Below are 18,715 nucleotides of genomic sequence, written 5' to 3'. Positions count from 1 at the left end.
TGACCTGCACGGCGTGAGGTTTTACCGTCAGGCACACGCAAGTGTGCCTCGACGCGGTTTTCCGAAGAGGACGCAGCATGTGTTCGTATAAAAATAATATTTTGCGGCTGGCGTTGGGCGTCGTGCTCGGCCTGTCGCAGGGCGTCACCCATGCGGCCGAATACGTCGACGTGCTGGACCTGCCCGCCAGGGTCAGCGCCTTGGCGATCAACAGCCCTTTGTCCGGCATGGCCCGCGCCGGTGAGCGCGTGATTGCCGTCGGCCAGCGTGGCCATATTCTGTTTTCCGATGATGCGGGCAAGCATTGGCAGCAGGCCGTCGTGCCGGTCAGTGCCGATCTCACCGCAGTGAATTTTCCGACCGCCACCCAGGGCTGGGCGGTGGGCAATGACGGCGTGGTGTTGCACAGCACCGACGCCGGCGCGACCTGGAAGAAGCAACTCGACGGTCGCCAGATCGGCGAATTGCTGATCAAGCATTACTCGGCGCTGGCCAAGGCCGAGCCGGGCAACGAGCAATGGCCGCTGCTGGCTACCGAGGGCCAAAGGCTACTGGATCAAGGCGCGGACAAACCGCTGCTCGACGTCTGGTTCGCCAACGACAAAACCGGCTATGTGGTCGGCGTGTTCAACCTGATCCTGCGCACCGACGACGGCGGCCAGAGCTGGACCCCGTTCCAGGATCGCACCGACAACCCGCAGAGCTTGCACCTCAACGCAATCGCCTCCACCGGCGACGCGTTGTACATCGCCGGCGAGCAGGGTCTGTTGCTCAAATGGGACGACAGCGCCCAACGCTTCAATGCTGTGTCGACGCCTTATCAAGGCAGCTTCTTCGGCGTGCTCGGCAAGCCCGGCGAAGTGCTGGTCTACGGACTGCGCGGCAACGTGCTGCGCAGCACCGACGGCGGCCAGAGCTGGGCCGCACTGGACACCGGCCTGCACGTCAGCATCACCGCGGGCCTGATCGATGCCCATGGCAACTACCGCTTGTTCACCCAGGGCGGGCAGATGCTGGTCAGCCAAGGGACGGGCGCGCAGCTGCATCTGGTGCAGCAACCGGCACCGACTCCGGTCGCCGGCGCTGCCCAGTCCACCGACGGCGCCCTGGTGCTGGCGGGCAGCCGTGGTGCCCGGACGCTGTCCGCCGATCCAGCCCTCGAACCCTAAGAGCGAGAACCCAGACATGGGCAATATCAAACAAGACGCCATGCCGGTGATCCGCGATGTGCGTGATTTCGACCAGCGCTCCGGCAACCTCCTCGAACGGCTGGTGTTCAACTTCCGCCCGTTGTTCATGCTGTTGATGGCGCTGGCCACGGTGGTGCTGGGCTACATGGCGGTGACTCGCCTGGAGCTGCGCCCCAGCTTCGAAAAAATGATTCCGCAGAGCCAGCCGTACATCCAGAACTTCCTGGAAAACCGCCAGTCGTTGCGTGGTCTGGGCAACTCGGTGCGGGTGGTGGTGGAGAACACCCAGGGCGATATTTTCGATCCCGAATACCTCGACGTACTCAAGCAGGTCAACGACCAGTTGTTCCTCACCGAAGGCGTCGACCGCGCCTGGATGAAGTCGCTGTGGAGCCCGGCGGTACGCTGGACCGAAGTTACCGAGGACGGTTTCCAGGGTGGCCCGGTGATGCCCGATACCTATTCAGGGCAGCCTGAACAGATCGAACAGCTGCGCCAGAACATTTCCCGCGCCGGCATTGTCGGCAGCCTGGTGGCCAGCGACTTCAAGTCGAGCATGCTGATCGTGCCGCTGCTGGACAAAGCCGCCGCTGGTGGCCAGCGCATCAACTACCACGCGTTCTCGCAGATGCTCGAAGAGCAGTTGCGCGACAAGATCGAATACGCCGGCGACAGCGCTGCGCGTAAATCCGGGGTAGAAGGCACCGGCCATTACAAGGTGCGGGTGATCGGCTTCGCCAAGCTCATGGGCGACCTGATCGACGGCCTGATTCAGGTGATGATGTTTTTCGGTCTGGCGGTGGTCACTTCGCTGGCCATCATCTACGCCTACACCCGTTGCGTGCGCAGCACCTTGCTGGTGGTCGGCTGCTCGCTGATCGCGGTGGTCTGGCAACTGGGCATCGTCGCCTGGCTCGGTTACGCCATCGATCCGTATTCGGTGCTGGTGCCGTTTTTGATCTTCGCCATCGGCGTGTCCCACGCCGCGCAGAAGATGAACGGTATCATGCAGGACATCGCCCGTGGCACCCACAAACTGATCGCCGCGCGCTACACCTTCCGCCGTCTGTTCATTGCCGGCGTTACCGCATTGCTGGCCGATGCCGTGGGCTTTGCGGTGCTGATGCTGATCGACATTCCGGTGATCCAGGACCTGGCGATCACCGCCAGCATCGGCGTCGCGGTGCTGATCTTCACCTCGCTGTTGCTGATGCCGGTGGCGCTGTCCTATGTCGGTGTTGGCGCCAAGGCCGCCGAGCGTGCGTTGAAAATTGACACCCGTGCCGAAAAGCATAAAGGCTTCGGCAAACTCTGGGATCTGCTCGATCGCTTCACCACCGCCAAGTGGGCCACGGGCGCCGTTTTGGTCGCCGTATTGATGGGCATTGGCGGTTACGTGGTCAGCCTCAACCTGAAGATCGGTGACCTGGAAAGCGGGGCGCCGGAGCTGCGCGCCGACTCGCGCTACAACCGCGACAACGCCTACATCACCCAGCATTACGCGCTGTCCAGCGACCTGTTCGCGGTGATGATCAAGACCGCGCCGGAAGGCTGCCTGAACTACAAGACCCTGGTGCTCGCCGACCGTCTGGCCTGGGAGCTGCAACAGTATCCGGGCGTACAGGCCACCGCTTCGCTGGTCAACGCGGTACGCCAGATCACCGCCGGCACCTACGAAGGCAACCCCAAGCTCAACAGCATCCAGCGCAATCAGGACGTGCTCAACTACGCCGCGCAGCAGGCCTCGGTCAACTCCCCGGAGCTGTTCAACACCGAGTGCTCGCTGATGCCGGTGATTGCGTTCCTCAAGGATCACAAGGCCGAGACCCTCGATGCGGTGGTGGCGATTGCCGACAGGTTCGCCAAGGAAAACAGCAGCGACGATCGCCAGTTTCTGCTCGCTGCCGGCAGCGCCGGTATCGAGGCAGCGACCAACATCGTGGTGCGCGAAGCCAATCACACCATGCTGCTGTACGTGTATGCGGCGGTGACGCTGTTCTGCCTGATCACCTTCCGCAGCTGGCGGGCCACGCTGGTGGCGCTGTTGCCGCTGGTGCTGACCTCGATCCTCTGCGAAGCCTTGATGGTGGCCATGGGCATCGGCGTGAAAGTCGCGACCCTGCCGGTGATCGCCCTCGGTGTGGGCATCGGCGTCGACTACGCCCTGTACCTGCTCAGCGTGCAACTGCACTTCCAGCGCCAGGGCCTGCCGTTGTCCCAGGCCTACCGCAACGCCGTGTCGTTTACCGGTCGAGTGGTCGGGCTGGTGGGCATCACCCTCGCCGCCGGCGTGGTGTGCTGGGTCTGGTCGCCGATCAAGTTCCAGGCCGACATGGGGATCCTGCTGACCTTCATGTTCCTGTGGAACATGCTCGGCGCGCTGATCCTGATTCCGGCCCTGTCGTACTTCCTGCTGCGCGAACGGGCCCCGCAGCCGGGTTCTGTTACCGCAGCCGAGAACACTGAATCCACTGAACGTCCGGGCATGCCCCATGCCCTGACCACTTCCGAGTAAGCCAAGATGTCTGAATACAAAGCTCCCCTGCGCGACATGCGCTTCGTACTCAACGAGGTTTTCCAGGTGTCCCGGCTCTGGGCCAGTTTGCCCGGTCTGGCTGACGTGATCGATGAAGAAACCGCCGCCGCCATCCTCGAAGAGGCCGGCAAGATCAGCGGCGAAGTCATCGCACCCTTGAACCGCGCCACCGACGAACAGGGCTGTACCTGGAGCAATGGTTCGGTCACCGCGCCGGACGGTTTTGCCGAGGCGTATCAAGCCTTCGCCGAGGGCGGCTGGGTCGGTGTCGGCGGTGATCCGCAGTACGGTGGCATGGGCATGCCCAAGGCGATTTCGGCGCAGGTCGAAGAGATGGTCAACTCGGCCAGCCTGTCGTTCGGCCTGTACCCGATGCTGACCGCCGGTGCCTGCCTGTCGATCAAGGCTCACGCCAGCGAAGAGCTCAAGCAACGCTATCTGCCGAACATGTACGCCGGCACCTGGACCGGTTCGATGTGCCTGACCGAAGCCCACGCCGGCACCGACCTGGGACTGATCCGCACCAAGGCCGAACCCCAGGCCGACGGCAGTTACAAGGTCAGTGGCAGCAAGATTTTCATCACCGGCGGCGACCACGACCTGACCGAGAACATCATCCATCTGGTATTGGCGCGACTGCCGGATGCACCGGCCGGCCCGAAAGGCATTTCGCTATTTTTGGTCCCCAAAGTGCTGGTCAACGCCGACGGTTCGCTGGGTGAAAACAACGCGCTGTCCTGCGGCTCCATCGAACACAAGATGGGTATCAAGGCCTCCGCCACTTGCGTGATGAACTTCGATGGCGCCACTGGCTGGATCGTCGACGCACCGAACAAAGGCCTGGCGGCCATGTTCACCATGATGAACTACGAGCGTCTGGGCGTGGGCATCCAGGGTCTGGCCCAGGGCGAGCGTTCCTACCAGAACGCCGTCGCATACGCCCGCGACCGTCTGCAAAGCCGTGCACCCACCGGCGCGCAGAACAAGGACAAAGCCGCCGACCCGATCATCGTGCACCCGGACGTGCGCCGCATGCTGTTGACCATGAAAGCCTTGAACGAAGGCGGCCGTGCGTTCTCCAGCTACGTGGCCCTGCAACTGGACATCGCCAGGTACAGCGAAGACGCACCGACACGCCAGCGCGCCCAGGAATTGGTATCGCTGCTGACGCCAGTGGCGAAGGCGTTTCTCACCGACATGGGCCTGGAAACCACTATTCACGGCCAGCAGATCTTCGGCGGCCACGGCTACATCCGCGAATGGGGCCAGGAGCAACTGGTGCGCGATGTGCGCATCACCCAGATCTACGAAGGCACCAACGGCATCCAGTCCCTGGACCTGGCCGGGCGCAAGGTCGTCGGCAGCGGCGGGGCGCTCTACCGCTTGTTCGCTTCGGAAATCCGCAACTTCACCGCCAATGCCTGCGCTGACCTCGGCGAGTTCACCAAGCCGTTGAACGCCGCCGTGGACATCCTCGACGAGCTGACCGCGTGGTTGCTGGATCGGGCCCAGAGCAACCCGAATGAAATCGGCGCGGCTTCGGTCGAGTACCTGCACGTGTTCGGCTACACCGCGTATGCCTACATGTGGGCGCGCATGGCCAAGGTCGTCATGAGCGGGGATGCCGAGGACGATTTCTACACCAGCAAACTGGCGACCGCGCGCTTCTACTTTGCCCGCTTGCTGCCGCGTATCCACTCGTTGAGCGCATCGGCCAAGGCCGGCAGTGATTGCCTCTATGAGTTGCAAGCTGATCAGTTCTGATCGAAGGACAAGGAACTCCAACCATGCTGAATACAAAAATAATCCCGCCCGCCGACGGCGCTTATGCCTATCCCTTGCTGATCAAGCAATTGCTGCTGTCCGGCGTGCGCTACGAGCCGGGCCGGGAAATCGTCTACGCCGACAAACTGCGCTACAGCTACCAGACGCTCAACCAGCGCATCCGCCGACTGGCCAATGCGCTGACTGCGGCCGGGGTCAAGGCCGGTGACACCGTGGCCCTGCTCGACTGGGACAGCCACCGCTACCTGGAATGCTTCTTCGCCGTGCCGATGATCGGCGCGGTGCTGCACACGGTGAACATTCGCCTGTCGCCGGAGCAGGTGCTGTTCACCATGAACCACGCCGAGGATGACCTGGTGCTGGTGCATGACGACTTCCTGCCCCTGGTCGAGCAGATCCACGGACGGCTGGAAACCGTTAAAGGCTACCTGCAGCTCACCGATGACGAGGCGACCACGACGTCGCTGCCGGTGCTCGGTGAGTACGAGCAGTTGCTGTCGCTGGCCCCGGACCAATACGACTTCCCCGATTTCGACGAGAACTCGGTTGCCACGCTGTTCTATACCACCGGCACCACCGGCGACCCGAAAGGCGTGTACTTCAGCCATCGGCAACTGGTGCTGCACACCCTGAATGCCGTTGGCACCCTGGGCGTCTATCAGGGCCAGCCGCTGCTGCGTTCCGACGACGTGTACATGCCGATCACGCCGATGTTCCACGTGCATGCGTGGGGCGTGCCTTATGTCGCGACCCTGATGGGCATCAAGCAGGTCTATCCCGGCCGCTACGAGCCCAACAGCCTGGTCAAGCTGTACCGCGAAGAGAAGGTGACCTTCTCCCACTGCGTGCCGACCATCCTGCAGATGATCCTCAACTGCGAGGAAGGCAAGGCGACCCGTTTCGACGGCTGGAAAATGCTCCTCGGCGGCAGCGCACTGACGCTTGGCATCGCCAGCGAAGCCAGCGCCAAGGGCATGGTGGTGCACGCCGGCTACGGCATGTCGGAAACCTGCCCGTTGCTGTGCCTGACCTACCTGCGCGACGAAGACCGCCAGCTATCCGCCGAAGCCCAACTGCCGACCCGTATCAAGACCGGCACGCCGGTGCCGATGGTCGACCTGAAAATCATCGACGCCGACGGCAATGACGTGGCCCATGACGGCGAGTCCCTGGGCGAGATCGTAGTACGCGCGCCGTGGTTGACCCAGGGCTATCTCAAGGCCCCGGACAAAGGCGCGGAACTGTGGCACAACGGCTGGCTGCACACCGGTGACATGGCCTCGATCGACAAACTGGGCGGCGTGGAAATCAAGGACCGCATCAAGGACGTGATCAAGACCGGCGGTGAGTGGATCAGCTCCCTGGAACTGGAAAGCCTGATCAGCGAACACCCGGGCGTGATGTCCGTCGCGGTGGTGGGCATCGTCGATGAGCAGTGGGGCGAACGGCCCATGGCCATGGTCGTCAGCGAGCCGGGGCAATACCTGGACCGCAAGATCCTCGAGACGCACCTGCAAGCCTTCGTCGACGGCGGCCGCATCAACAAATGGGCGATCCCCAAGCAGTTCAAGTTCGTCGCCGAAATCCCCAAGACCAGCGTTGGCAAGATCAACAAAAAGCTGATCCGGGAAAGCGAAGCGAACTGAGGGATAAACCTGGCACTGTTGTTGTAGGAGCGAGCCTGCTCGCGATGGACTAGAGAGCGCTGCGTTTAATCAGGAAATACGCGTAATCGTTAACGTCCATCGCGAGCAGGCTCGCTCCTACAAGGAATCCAACAGCAGGCGGTTTCTGGATAGCCCGGTTGGCGTCATCTTTGTCATAGTCCTGGCCAGAGATAACGCCCCGTTGGTCGCAGTTTTCAGCGCTTGTGCCAAGCTGAACGGGGTATTGAACCGCTGCGCATTCAATTGCCGGTCAGGCAAACCCCAGGAAGCCCACGACATGAACCTTGCCCGTGCCTCAAACGTCCGCCACGAGTTCTACAAAGCCGTCTGGTTCTACTTCAAAGTGGTGTGGCCGATCTTCTCGATATTGCTGCTAGTGATCATTGCGTTCGGCCTCATCATCGCCCACCTGGAAGGGTGGAGCCCTGATGACGGTGTTTATTTCGCCTTCGTGACGGGCCTGACCATCGGCTACGGCGAGCTCGTGCCCAAGCTCGGCGTCTCGCGAGTGCTGGCGGTGTTGCTGGGGTTCAACGGCGTACTGATGACGGCGACATTCGCGGCGATCAGTGTCCGGGCGATTGAAGTGACGGTGACGGCGGCGAGGAAGGGTGAGGAGTAGGGTGTAGCCTGGCCAGCCCAAATCCCAACCCCGGCACAAATCCCCTGTGGGAGCGAGCTTGCTCGCGATAGCGGTGTATCAGCCAGCAAAAATGCTGAATGTTAAGCCCTCATCGCGAGCAAGCTCGCTCCCACAGTTTTTTTGCAGCCAGCAGGCTAAGCCTCCCAACCCGCCCCACTCACCGCCGCCTGCGCCAGCGGGTGCAAATCCGCCCCCTGATGCTCCGTCTGCCAGGCGAGCAATTCCTTGCGCATGCCGGGCGTCCAGTACATCTGCAGATGATTGCGCACACCGAGTATGGCCAGTTGCTGGTCCGGTTCGCTGGTGAAGTACTGGGCGATCTGGTTGGCCATCTTGATCAGGTTTTCAGTGCTCATCGGCGTACCTCCGCTTTCGCCTGACGGCGTTCATTCAACAGACGGTGCTGTTCGTCACTGAACGCCTGATAGCGTTTTTGCCACTCCGAAGGGTGGTAGACGCGGCTGACTTCCACGGCGGTGACCTTGTACTCCGGACAGTTGGTGGCCCAGTCGGAGTTGTCGGTGGTGATCACGTTGGCGCCCGATTCCGGGAAGTGGAAAGTGGTGTACACCACGCCCGGGGCCACCCGTTCGGTGACCCGCGCACGCAGTACGGTCTGGCCGGCGCGGCTGCCGATGCCGACCCAGTCACCTTCGTTGATGCCACGGCTTTCGGCGTCGCTCGGGTGGATTTCCAGGCGGTCTTCGTCGTGCCAGGCGACGTTGTCGGTGCGCCGGGTCTGGGCGCCGACGTTGTACTGACTGAGGATGCGCCCGGTGGTCAGCAGCAGCGGATAGCGACTGTTGACCTTCTCCTCGGTCGGCACATAACCAGTGAGCATGAAGCGCCCCTTGCCGCGCACGAATTGTTCGATGTGCATGGTCGGCGTGCCGTCCGGTGCCTCGGCGTTGCACGGCCATTGCAGGCTGCCGTGGCGATCCAGTTCGGTGTAGCTGACGTTGGTGAAGGTCGGCGTCAGGCTGGCGATTTCATCCATGATTTCCGATGGATGTTTGTAGTTCATCGGATAACCCAGGGCATTGGCCAGGGCCACCGTGCCTTCCCAGTCGGCCTTGCCGCCCAACGGCTCCATGACCTTGCGCACCCGGGAGATGCGCCGCTCGGCGTTGGTGAAGGTGCCGTCTTTTTCCAGGAACGAACTGCCCGGCAGGAACACATGGGCGAACTTGGCGGTTTCGTTGAGGAAAATATCCTGCACCACCACGCACTCCATCGCCGACAAAGCGGCGGTGACGTGCTGGGTATTCGGATCGCTCTGGGCGATGTCCTCGCCCTGGCAATACAGGCCTTTGAAACTGCCGGCCAGGGCAGACTCGAACATGTTCGGGATGCGCAGACCCGGATCAGGTTGCAGGGTGACATTCCAGGCCTGTTCGAACTGCGCCCTTACCACCTCGTTGGAGATGTGCCGGTAGCCGGGCAATTCGTGGGGGAAGGAACCCATGTCGCAGGAACCCTGCACGTTGTTCTGCCCACGCAGCGGGTTCACGCCCACGCCTTCGCGACCGATGTTGCCAGTGACCATGGCCAGGTTGGCAATACCCATGACCGCGGTGCTGCCCTGGCTGTGCTCGGTGACGCCCAGGCCGTAGTAGATCGCCGCGTTGCCGCCGGTGGCATACAGACGGGCGGCGGCACGGATGTCGGCAGCGGCGACGCCGCAGACAGGGCCGAGGGCTTCCGGCGAGTTTTCCGCACGGCTGACGAATTCGCTCCAGCGGGCGAAATCGCTGCCCTCGCAGCGGGCGTCGATAAAGGCCTGGTTGAGCAGGCCCTCGGTGACGATAACGTGGGCCAATGCGTTGAGCATGGCGACGTTGGTGCCCGGGCGCAGGGCCAGGTGCAGTTCGGCGCGGGCATGCACCGTGTCCACCAGATCAATGCGTCGCGGGTCGATGACGATCAGCCGCGCGCCCTCACGCAGGCGGCGTTTGAGCTGGGAGGCGAACACCGGGTGGGCGTCGCTGGGGTTGGCGCCCATCACCAGAATCACGTCGGCCTGCATCACCGAGTCGAAACTCTGGGTGCCGGCGGACTCGCCCAGGGTTTGTTTCAAACCATAGCCGGTCGGCGAGTGGCAGACCCGCGCACAGGTGTCGACGTTGTTGTTGCCGAACGCGGCGCGCACCAGCTTTTGCACCAGATAGGTTTCTTCGTTGGTGCAGCGACTGGAGGTGATGCCACCGATGGAATCGCGGCCGTATTTCTGCTGCAACCGGCGGAATTCGCTGGCGGCGTAGGTCACCGCTTCATCCCAGCTGACTTCCTGCCACGGGTCGTTGATGTGTTTGCGGATCATCGGCTTGGTGATGCGATCCGGGTGGGTGGCGTAGCCCCAGGCAAAGCGCCCTTTGACGCAAGAGTGGCCGTGGTTGGCCTGGCCGTTCTTGTCCGGAACCATGCGCACCAGTTGGTCGCCTTTCATCTCGGCGCGGAACGAGCAGCCCACGCCGCAGTAGGCGCAAGTAGTGATCACGCTACGTTCTGGCTGACCCAGTTCGACCACGCTTTTTTCCATCAGGGTCGCGGTCGGGCAGGCCTGCACACAGGCGCCGCAGGACACGCATTCCGATTCGAGGAAATTCTCGCCGCCGGCAGCGGCCACGCGGGATTCGAAACCGCGCCCGGTAATGGTCAGGGCAAAGGTGCCCTGGGTTTCTTCGCAGGCGCGCACGCAGCGGTTGCAGACGATGCACTTGCTCGGGTCGTAGTCGAAATACGGGTTGGACGTGTCTTTCACATCGGCCAGATGGTTGTCGCCCTCATAGCCGTAACGCACCTCCCGCAGGCCGACCTGACCGGCCACGGTTTGCAGCTCGCAGTTGCCGTTGGCCGAGCAGGTCAGGCAGTCCAGCGGGTGATCGGAAATGTACAACTCCATGACGTTGCGGCGCAGCGTCGCGAGCTTGGGCGTCTGGGTGTGCACGCTCATGCCTTCAGTGACCGGCGTGGTGCAGGAGGCCGGGTAGCCGCGCATGCCGTCGATTTCCACCAGGCACATGCGGCAGGAGCCGAAGGCTTCCAGGCTGTCGGTGGCACAGAGTTTGGGAATGGTGGTGCCCAGCAGCGCAGCGGCGCGCATCACCGAAGTGCCTTCGGGCACGCTGATGCTGCGACCGTCGATGTTCAGGGTGACTTGCACCTGGCTGTCGCGGGCCGGAGTACCAAGGTCAATGTCTGTGTTCGGGTCGAAGAGAGTGATCATTGCTCGGCCTCCGAGGGCTGCAAGCCGAAGTCGGCGGGGAAGTGCTTGAGGGCGCTGGCGACCGGAAAGGAAACCATGCCGCCCAACGCGCACAGCGAACCGTATTGCAGGGTGTCGCACAGGTCCTTGAGGATGATCACCTGCTCATCGCGACCGTTCTGGTCAGGCGCGGCCAGCAGGCGGTCGATCACCTCCACGCCCCGAGTCGAGCCGATACGGCACGGCGTGCATTTGCCACAGGATTCCTCGGCGCAGAACTCCATCGCGAAGCGCGCCATATGGGCCATGTCCAGCGTGTCGTCCGCCACCACCACACCACCGTGACCGAGCATCGCGCCGATGGCGGCGAAGGCTTCGTAATCCAGCGGCGTGTCGAATTGCGACGGCGGCACCCAGGCGCCCAAAGGACCGCCGACCTGCGCAGCCTTCAGCGGCCGGCCACTGGCGGTGCCTCCGCCGTAGTCTTCCACCAGCTCCCGCAGGGTCAGGCCAAAGGCCCGCTCCACCAGCCCGCCGTGACGGATATTGCCCGCCAGCTGGAAAGGCATGGTGCCCAGCGAACGGCCCATCCCGTAATCACGATAGAACTGCGCACCCTTGGCCAGAATCAGTGGCACCGAGGCCAGGGTCAGCACGTTGTGCACCAGGGTCGGCTGGCCGAACAGCCCCTTCAAGGCAGGAATCGGCGGCTTGGCGCGCACGATTCCGCGCTTGCCTTCGAGAGAGTCCAGCAGCGCGGTTTCCTCACCACAGATGTAAGCACCGGCACCGACGCGTACTTCCATATCGAAAGCCTGACCGCTGCCGCCGACATTGGCGCCGAGGTAACCGTTTGCCCGGGCAATGTTCAGCGCCTCGCGCAGGGTGGCCACGGCATCCGGATACTCCGAGCGCACATAGATGTAGCCGTAAGTGGCGCCGACGGTAATGCCGGCAATGGCCATGCCTTCGATCAGCAGGAAAGGGTCGCCTTCCATCAACATGCGGTCGGCAAAGGTGCCGGAGTCGCCTTCGTCGGCGTTGCATACGATGTACTTCTGCGCAGCTTCGGTAGCGCGCACCGTTCGCCATTTGATCCCGGCGGGGAAGGCCGCGCCGCCACGGCCACGCAGGCCTGAATCGAACACCGCGGTCGCGGTTTGCTCACCGCCAAGGGCGATGGCTCTTGTTAAACCTTCGAAACCGCCATGGGCTCGATAGTCGTCCAGCGACAGCGGCCGGGTGATGCCGGCGCGGGCGAACAGCAAGCGTTGTTGAGTCTTCAGATAAGGCAATTCTTCCACCAGGCCCAAGGCCAGCGGATGGGCGGACGGCTCGCCTTGCAGTGCATCAAGCACGGACGGCACATCGGCAGCGGTCAACGGACCGAAACCGATCCGGCCTTGCGGGCTGTCCACTTCCAACAGCGGTTCCAGCCAATACAGGCCGCGCGAACTGGTGCGCTGCAACTCCAGCGGCAGATTGCGTTCCTTGGCCTGAGTGATCAGGGCCGTAGAGACCTCGTCGGCACCTACGGCACGAGCCAGCGAATCACAGGGCAGATAAAGAGTCGGCATCACGCGTCCTCCCGGCAAGCGTCGAGCAGCGCATCCAGACGCTCGGCACTGAGCCGCGCATGCACCCGGCCATCCAGCTCCAGCGCTGGCGAACAGGCACAGGCACCGAGGCAATACACCGGCCGCAAACTGATACTGCCATCGGCACTGCTGCCGTGGTCGTCCAGCTGCAGCCGTTCACGCAACTGCGCCGCAAGCTGCTCGGCACCGCGACTCTTGCACGACTCGGCCCGGCACAGACGCAGGATATGCCGCGCGGGCGGCGCGGTACGGAAGTCATGGTAAAAACTGATCACCCCACGAACCTCGGCCTGGCTCAGGTTCAGGGCATGGGCAATCTCGGGGACGGCGACATCGGGGATGTACCCAATGCGCTCCTGAATATCATGAAGAATGGGCAACAGCGCACCCGCAGAGCCCTTATGGCGCTCCAGCAGACTGTTGACCACAGGCAGGTGCAACATCTCATCAGGCATTCAGCAATCCTCACGGTCACGGACAAACCAGAAGGTTGTCGGTCGTCCGAAAGTGTCGGCTGCGGCACTCACACCACGTCACGGTATCGTGGCAATTTGGCCGTTGGCCAGGGCACCCTGAGCGGGCATCTTGTTGTGCCCGGCACGGTCTTCGCCGCGCCTCAATAGGGGCATAAAAGCCAGATTGCCACGCGGCCCCTGAATCGGCTGCACCAGAGCGACGTGTTTGGTTCTGTCTACGACCTTGTATTGAGTCTAGAAGAACGCAGCATCAGGCGCCGTGCCAGAGGGGCGGTTGCTGGAGTTATGCACAGCGGATTGCCTGTGGAGAAGGTGACGATCAAGCCCACCGGAAGCACTCGGAGGCCGGAAGTCTCAAAACCGAATCCCCAGCATTTACTTTGCCCCAAGCAATAAAAAGCCCCGAAAACCCCGGGACTAATCCCAAATCCCACTAAACACACAAAGCCCCCTGTGGGAGCCAGCTTGCTCGCGATAGCGCCAGCCCAACTACCACAAAAAGCCAAGCTGAAACCCAACCCACTGTAGGAGCGAGCCTGCTCGCGAAAAACGCAAGGCAATCAACATCTGCTGTTGAATGAGCACCGTCATACTGCAAACAGCCTGAGAGGGATAATCCCCCCGCTCCCACGCTATGCATGGAAGCGGGGGAAAACCCTTAACCAAGCTCACCACAGAAAATATCGGGATTCCCATCGGCCGGGCTTGTCCGCATCACCAGCGCGTATCCGCCGGACCGCAGCGAGTCATAAGCCATAGGCACGCTCTTCCAGAGTTGGATGCCCGCCTGCTCGTTGAAGTTGTCAGCCACGATGCGATTGAGTGAATAGACCGGCTTGGGCTCGTGCCTGGCGCAGCTTCCCGAGTAGATATAGGTATACAAGTGCGCCGGAATTGCAGTGCCAATGGGTACACCGCCCACGAACAATGAGAGCGCCGTCTCACTACTGTTCAAGGGGGTCAGAATGGCCTGAGCGATATGCCCGGCATTGTGAGTAGTTGCATTCAAGGGAACGGCAACGATTTGCTTCGGGGCTGCACCAACCACGGAGATCCATCCTGCCGCTACCAGCAACGCCAGCGAAGTTACGACCTTCATCGTAAAACCTCCCGCCTTGTAAGGGCTCGTTGAAGAGATCCCCCACTGAATTTTAGTCAGCTGTACAAATCCTGAGGTTATTCGGATGGTCGGTCCAATAGCCATTGGGTTGTAGCAAACCCACTGTAGGAGCGAGCTCGCTCGCGAAAAACGCAAGACATCCACATATCCCGCTGAATACCCCGGCCACCGCAACCCAGCCCGTTCCCACAAGCGTCATGCCTGACTTCTGAAATCTGAAGCTATTTCAGTGTTTCAATCACTACCCCTCAGCCTTTACCCCCGCTTGCCTGGAGGCCGGCGCACAAGTCCGATCCCGCGTCAGCACCTTCACCGCATCATCCACCAACGCCTTACTCATCGAAGTCAGATAATGCGCAGCCCAGGCGTGATAATCCGTATCTGTGGCATAAGCCGCATCCTTGCTCAGCGCCTTGGCCAAAAACAGAAAATCAGAAGCCATCGCCAACGCATCCCCGAGGGGAACATCACGAGTGACATGAAACAGCGCTTGATCCGCGCAGTAGATGGCAGGCGTCAGGCCGATGGTCTTGAGTTCAGGTTGTTCGGTCATTGGCCACCTCCGAGGATGGAGAGGCAATGGGGGAGGGCGTTACGCGATTGGGAATTGCATAGAGAGAAAAGCCAAATTTCAAACGGATTCATGCTGCGCATTGCAAAGCTCCTTAATTTGAAGAGCTGCCGCATTCGTTACCAAGCGAATGGGTGGCAGCTGTGCGCAGGTTGGTAAACCGGGAAATCAAGGAAACCGGCACGTCCGAAGACGTCCCACGCACAGCCGCCATAACGCAGATTGCAGGCGAAAAAAAAGCGCCTGCGAACGCATGGCACTGTTGCGCAGTGATTTACCTCGGGTTACCAAGCCCGGTCGCTGAATTGGCAGCGACGCCGGAAGGTTATCGCGCAGACTCCTTTCTTGCAACCATCGGAAATCCATGAATTAAGTTATTGGACTTAAAGTCTGGTTCGTCTCGGGTCCGGTTTCGTCGTGTATCCCGCTATGAATAAATTTTTATATGTCTTAGGAGTTGGTGGCTCTATAGTTTAATTTATAATTCTTTTGGAGCATATTCCCCATTCGGCAATTATTTTTATTATGCGAAACCATTCATGATCGACGTCCTCGGTCATCAGTTTTGATGCCTGTCTTTCGCCTTTGCTTTCAAAGTATTTTATGCAAGATGATAGAAGTTTTTCCCCAAATCCATGGCAAATAAAATCCGTGGATTCATGCTTCTTGAAGTCAGCCCAATAGTTGTCTTTGTGGCTGAAGTCGTCAGCTATAGCATTTTTTACGGTTAAACCGTTTTTATGATCAGGGTATTTTCTAAATTTGTAATATTTTGGATTGCTAAATATTAGGCTTGACTTGCAATTAGTGCTTGCAATTTCCCTGACTAAATCTATAGGGAGTATGTTTTCTATTTCATGGCAGTCAAGCATTTCAAAATATTGTCGTTCTGAATAGCCCTGCTTTACTTTACTAAATTTTTTAGCGGTACTGCCCAAGGGTGCTTTTGGGTGGTCCTTATCACTGTCAATAATGCAAGCTACAAACCTAACTTGTTCATCGCTGTAACGTTTGAAGGTTTTGTAAGTGGTGTCCCCTCCTCCAGATGTGATCTCTAGCTTTATATCGCAGTTGCCTATTTTCTCTTTGAAAAGATAAGATTTTGCACCATGAACAAATATTTTGGCGTCATCGTCATTTTCGGTAAGTAATATTGGTTTTTGAAGTACTTCGCTATCGCGAAAGTGTCCGAAGCCCAGTACCCATGCTCCGTCATAAAAGCTAAATTTAAATTGATCTGAGAAGTCAAAAACAATTTTCAACTTGAATTTTGTTGCCAGCTCACGAGTTTCTAATACTTGGCTGGATAGTTCGGTTAAAACCTTTTTTGAATAAAAGCCAAACTGATCGCATTTCAGGAGTGAGCTAATAGTTTCGTGAGGCATCCATAGCAGATGTTTTCCTTCGCCGTGTGATCTTAATATATTTTCAATGGCAATTATTTTTTCTGATGTTTTAGTGGTGAGGTCTGGAGTTTCTTTGATTAATAGGATCATAGTTATGCCGACAGAAAACCAATAGGCCAGTTTACGAGGTAGCCTTCGTTGTCGAATCCGGATAGTGATGTTTCAGTATCACCATCATCCATTTTTTCAAATAAAGTTATATTTACTTGGTCTTCAGTTAGTTCGTGTTCTCTGATGCTTTGGCCTAGCGCGTCTATCAGGTGTTTGCTGTGCGTTTCAATTATGAATATAAAGTCTTTTTTGTTTGCTAGAGTCGCTACTTTAGCGATTGCGCTTCCAAATTTGTATTGGAGGGCTGGGTGTAGGTGTAGCTCCGGCTGTTCGAGTATTATTGTTCGCGGCCATTTTTTTCTTTTTGTTAGCTTTGCTCTTATTGTAGATGCTGCGGCGTGTACAGTTTCTAACCAAATTGAAACTATGACTGGAAGTATTTGTGAGTAACCAAAACCCATATCGCTTATGTTGTGAAATTCTCTATCGGCTTCTTCCTTTATAAGTAGTTCATAGTGAAGGCCTTCGCTCAGAAGTTTGAGTTCAAAGCCAAAATTTTCTTTAATCCAAATGCTCAAGCTTTCTTTTTCTACAGGCTTTAATGAATTGATAACCATAGGTAGATTTCCACCAGTATGGTCAATTTCATCTATTTCTAGATCTTGGTAACGATAAAATCTTTCCCCTGCTGCCCGTAGTGGACCTGAGTATCGAACCCCTTCAAAAAACTCTTTGAATAATGAATCTACTGCAGACCAAAGTTTGCTTGTGTTTCTAATCGCCAGATAGAAAAAAACTGATCTGAGGATTTCATTGGTATGCGTTTCTAGCTTTTTTATAAAGTACTTGTCGTCTGAGAATAATATTCTCAGATTCTCAAGTAGGGTGTCTCCGTGGCTTAGAGGTAGCTTTTTAAGCTTGTCTTTGATGTTTTCGATTTTTTTTGAGGCGTGATGGTGTTTTTTAACATACTCTGCAAGCATGTTAAAGCTTTCATGTTTTAGTAGGTCTATATATATGAACCGCTTTTCTTGGTTTACAGTTAATGCTCTGATGCCCATTGCCTTTAATGGGATCAGAGATCCTGACTCGGTAACTCGCTTTAAAGGAAGTCGTTCGATTTTTTTTGTGTGAGTGCAATATGCCTCGAATTCGATAACTCGGTTTTGAATCCATCCGATTTTCAGCTCTACTCCTAAAATGGAAATGCTGAATGAACTCGATAGGTTGTCTCTTTCTTTTTGAAGGCCCAAGCTGGCGTCTATTGGAAACCTCAAAGTTGGCTTTACAGTGGGTTGAGAAGGGCTTGACTGAATTTCACCAAAGTCATTGAAGTATTCTACTTCGAAATCCCAGGTTTCTACATTGTCGTCAATTAGATTTAATTTTATGTCAAAATCGAAAAAAATACTGTTGCCATCTGAGTTTAAAGCGGTGCTAAAGTCTCCGAAGTCGACAAATTTACCAAACCAAAGAATTGGGCTTCGAGTGGCTGCCTCAATTGACTGGCGTAATAACGGAAAAGTTCTTAAAAAAGTACTTTTACCGCAGCTATTTTTTCCTATCAATATATTTATTTTTTTTAGAGGTATTATATTTTTATCTGCCCCAAAGCTTCTCAAATGACGAAGCCCAAGCCCCTTAATGTCAATCATGATATCTCCTTATTCTCCCTTAGCTATGAGGCGGATAAAGTGCTGACCCACCAGTGCTCTCTCGTACATTTCACGAAATTTCTAATGCTACTGTTTTGCCACTATTGTGTCCAACGCTTGTATGGACAGTGCCTACAAAATCCGAGGTTTTCTCGTTCTGGGGGGGCTCTTTTTAATCAAGGGCTGGAGTATGGGGGGCGATTTATTTGCAGGTGACGTCGCAGGGAGGGGATAGCTACGTTGGATACTTGAAAAAAACAACCTTCCTCAGGGGAAAGGGGCAAATTTATTATTGGATAAAATGTGGCGACAGCATCGGTCCGGTTATTGGACGTTCCCGCTTTTTTAAGTCGCTGTTCTAATTCATTGAATGTCTTGCAAGTACCTTTTCAGCGCGATAAGCGGCGCATCAAGCCGCTCCATCATCTGAATCCCGGCAAATTCCCCCGCCAACCTCCCCAACTCCCGCCCCAACGGCTTATCCACACCCCCAATGGCCTCCAACGCCAACCCCACACACTCATCCACCTTCACCCGAATCCCCTCAACATCCCCCCGCCGCACCAACAACTCAAACACATCCCGCGGGTAATCCCCCATAACCAGATCATCCCGCAAAATCGGGCTCTGACCTTCCGTCTCATAAGCCAGCTTGAGGGAGAAGAGGGCGACGGTTTCCAGGTGCAATTCCATGGGGGGAATCCTTGTGAAATGTTCCGTCGGCGCACGACGGAGAAGGCCGGACAAGGTCAAAAACGATCGCAGCCTTCGGCAGCTGCTACAGAGAGCGGCGGGGTGGATCACTTTTTGAT

Annotated in this window: 14 protein-coding genes; 5 read left to right on the top strand and 9 right to left on the bottom strand. The window is 58.0% G+C overall.

Annotated features, from left to right (window positions below; translation table 11 throughout):
* Nucleotides 1–77 precede the first annotated feature (77 nt).
* The 5 genes from AB4Z35_RS01560 (at nt 78) to AB4Z35_RS01540 (ending at nt 7,800) form a co-directional block, all read left to right on the top strand.
* Nucleotides 78–1,169, top strand: coding sequence for a WD40/YVTN/BNR-like repeat-containing protein (locus AB4Z35_RS01560; RefSeq protein WP_442095784.1), 1,092 nt, complete (start codon nt 78–80; stop codon nt 1,167–1,169).
* Nucleotides 1,170–1,185: 16 nt separating this feature from the next.
* Complete coding sequence (locus AB4Z35_RS01555) at nt 1,186–3,705, top strand: efflux RND transporter permease subunit (protein ID WP_442095783.1); 2,520 nt, start codon at nt 1,186–1,188, stop codon at nt 3,703–3,705.
* Between the two features lie 6 nt (nt 3,706–3,711).
* Nucleotides 3,712–5,490: an acyl-CoA dehydrogenase C-terminal domain-containing protein gene (locus tag AB4Z35_RS01550; RefSeq protein WP_442095782.1), complete on the top strand. Its 1,779-nt coding sequence runs from the start codon at nt 3,712–3,714 to the stop codon at nt 5,488–5,490.
* 23 nt (nt 5,491–5,513) lie between these two features.
* Complete coding sequence (locus AB4Z35_RS01545; protein WP_442095781.1) at nt 5,514–7,157, top strand: fatty acid--CoA ligase; 1,644 nt, start codon at nt 5,514–5,516, stop codon at nt 7,155–7,157.
* A 298-nt stretch (nt 7,158–7,455) separates the two neighbouring features.
* Nucleotides 7,456–7,800: a potassium channel family protein gene (locus AB4Z35_RS01540; RefSeq protein WP_442095780.1), complete on the top strand. Its 345-nt coding sequence runs from the start codon at nt 7,456–7,458 to the stop codon at nt 7,798–7,800.
* A 155-nt stretch (nt 7,801–7,955) separates the two neighbouring features.
* On the opposite strand, the gene AB4Z35_RS01535 is transcribed toward AB4Z35_RS01540, so the two are convergent.
* The 9 genes from AB4Z35_RS01535 to AB4Z35_RS01495 all read right to left on the bottom strand — a co-directional run bounded on the left by AB4Z35_RS01535 (nt 7,956) and on the right by AB4Z35_RS01495 (nt 18,596).
* Nucleotides 7,956–8,177, bottom strand: coding sequence for a formate dehydrogenase subunit delta (locus AB4Z35_RS01535; RefSeq protein ID WP_442095779.1), 222 nt, complete (start codon nt 8,175–8,177; stop codon nt 7,956–7,958).
* Nucleotides 8,174–11,047 (bottom strand): formate dehydrogenase subunit alpha, encoded by a 2,874-nt coding sequence (gene fdhF, locus AB4Z35_RS01530; protein WP_442095778.1) that lies wholly within the window; start codon nt 11,045–11,047, stop codon nt 8,174–8,176. The genes AB4Z35_RS01535 and fdhF overlap by 4 nt, the downstream gene beginning before the upstream one ends.
* Entirely contained in the window at nt 11,044–12,603 is a 1,560-nt protein-coding gene (locus AB4Z35_RS01525) for a formate dehydrogenase beta subunit (RefSeq protein WP_442095777.1), read from the bottom strand. Before AB4Z35_RS01525 ends, fdhF begins: the two co-directional genes overlap by 4 nt.
* Entirely contained in the window at nt 12,603–13,079 is a 477-nt protein-coding gene (locus AB4Z35_RS01520) for a formate dehydrogenase subunit gamma (RefSeq protein WP_007982711.1), read from the bottom strand. The genes AB4Z35_RS01525 and AB4Z35_RS01520 overlap by 1 nt, the downstream gene beginning before the upstream one ends.
* A gap of 679 nt (nt 13,080–13,758) precedes the next feature.
* Nucleotides 13,759–14,199 carry a hypothetical protein gene (locus tag AB4Z35_RS01515; protein ID WP_442095776.1) on the bottom strand — a complete coding sequence of 147 codons (441 nt, stop codon included), beginning with the start codon at nt 14,197–14,199 and terminating at the stop codon, nt 13,759–13,761.
* A gap of 262 nt (nt 14,200–14,461) precedes the next feature.
* Nucleotides 14,462–14,773, bottom strand: a complete 312-nt coding sequence (locus AB4Z35_RS01510; RefSeq protein WP_442095775.1) for a DUF3077 domain-containing protein — start codon at nt 14,771–14,773, stop codon at nt 14,462–14,464.
* Nucleotides 14,774–15,264: 491 nt separating this feature from the next.
* On the bottom strand, nt 15,265–16,287 hold the full coding sequence (locus AB4Z35_RS01505; protein WP_442095774.1) for a hypothetical protein: 1,023 nt from the start codon (nt 16,285–16,287) through the stop codon (nt 15,265–15,267).
* Nucleotides 16,288–16,289: 2 nt separating this feature from the next.
* A complete protein-coding gene (locus tag AB4Z35_RS01500; protein WP_442095773.1) occupies nt 16,290–17,903 on the bottom strand; it encodes an AAA family ATPase in 1,614 nt (537 codons plus the stop codon).
* Nucleotides 17,904–18,266: 363 nt separating this feature from the next.
* Nucleotides 18,267–18,596, bottom strand: a complete 330-nt coding sequence (locus AB4Z35_RS01495; RefSeq protein WP_442095772.1) for a hypothetical protein — start codon at nt 18,594–18,596, stop codon at nt 18,267–18,269.
* Nucleotides 18,597–18,715 lie beyond the last annotated feature (119 nt).

The sequence above is a fragment of the Pseudomonas sp. KB_15 genome (assembly GCF_052114525.1).
In the GTDB taxonomy this organism is placed as follows: Bacteria; Pseudomonadota; Gammaproteobacteria; order Pseudomonadales; family Pseudomonadaceae; genus Aquipseudomonas.
Note: the sequence above shows the minus strand (reverse complement) of the source record. Positions and strands in the feature narration are given on the sequence as shown.